A 1,251-nucleotide genomic window follows, 5' to 3' on the forward strand; every position below is an offset into this window, starting at 1 on the left:
GCCCTGCCCCGCCAGTCTGGCGCTGGCCGCGCGTGATCGCGCCGAGCGTGTCGAGCCGTCGTGCGATCGTCGACAGGAAGCGCTTGCCGGCCTTCACATTGGCGGCCATGGGCCGGAACAACGGAGGTTGCTTCTGATTTGTGCGGTGGGTCCGTCCGAGTCCCTGGATGGCATTGTCGGCGCGCCAGCCGGCTTCGAGCAGATAGTGCTTGCGCAGCCTCTGGTTCCTGACCCCGAGATCAGCGTGGTAGGAGCGGCCTGTGCCGCCGGCGTCCGAAAAGATCAGTACGCGCTTGTCGTCGTCCATGAAACTCTGGGTCTCGGCGAGATTGGCCGAACCAGGGCGGTTTTCCACGGCCAGCCGGTCGATGCCGTCGCGGCCGGTCTTCTTCACGATGCGGCGCGACCGGCCGGTCACCTCGGCGACGGTGTCGGTGCCAAAGTGATGGATGATTTGGTCGAGCGCGCTGCCGACCGGCGGCAGCGATGCGAGTTTTTCGACCATCTCGTCGCGCCGGCGAACGGCCTCGCGGCATTGAACCGGATTGCCATCTTCGTCGTGGACAGGCCGCGAATAGACGTTCCCCTCCGCGTCCGAATATTCCTCGAACAATTGGGTTGGGAAGGAGTGCATCAAGTACCCGCCGACGTACTCGCGCGGCGTGACGTCGACATGCAGGTCCGACCATTCCTCGGTCGGGATTTCGGCAAGACGTCGTTCCATCAGCGCCTCGCCGGTCGAGACGATCTGCACGACCGCCGAATGACCTCGGACCCGGTCCTTTTCGATCGCGCCGATCAGGGTCGGCGTCATCATCGAGGTGATGAGATGGCTGAAGAAGCGTTGCTTGGTGCTCTCGAAGGCCGAGCGCGCCGCCGATTTTGCGTCGCGGTTCAGCGTGCCGGCCTCGTTGGTGATGTTGGTCGCCTCGAGTGCGGCGGTCAGGTTGTTGTGAATGACCTGGAACGCATCGGCATAGGCATTGTAGATGCGGATCTGTTCCTCGGTCAGCGCATGCTCGAGCAGGTCGTATTCGACACCGTCATAGGAGAGCGAACGCGCCGCATAGAGGCCGAGCGATTTGAGATCGCGGGCGAGCACTTCCATTGCTGCGACACCGCCATCCTCTATTGCGGCGACGAACTCGGCGCGGTTGGCGAAGGGAAAATCCTCGCTGCCCCAGATGCCGAGACGCTGCGCATAGGCGAGGTTCTCGACCGCGGTCGCGCCAGTGGCCGAGACATAGACGA

General features: G+C 63.7%; 1 protein-coding gene. It reads right to left on the reverse strand.

Features of this window, described 5'->3' with window-relative positions:
* Positions 1–1,251: strawberry notch C-terminal domain-containing protein (locus EN935_RS36515; protein ID WP_206534671.1), on the reverse strand; the 1,251-nt coding region annotated here is incomplete at both ends.

This window comes from Mesorhizobium sp. M7D.F.Ca.US.004.03.1.1 (assembly GCF_003998635.1).
GTDB lineage: Bacteria > Pseudomonadota > Alphaproteobacteria > Rhizobiales > Rhizobiaceae > Mesorhizobium > Mesorhizobium loti.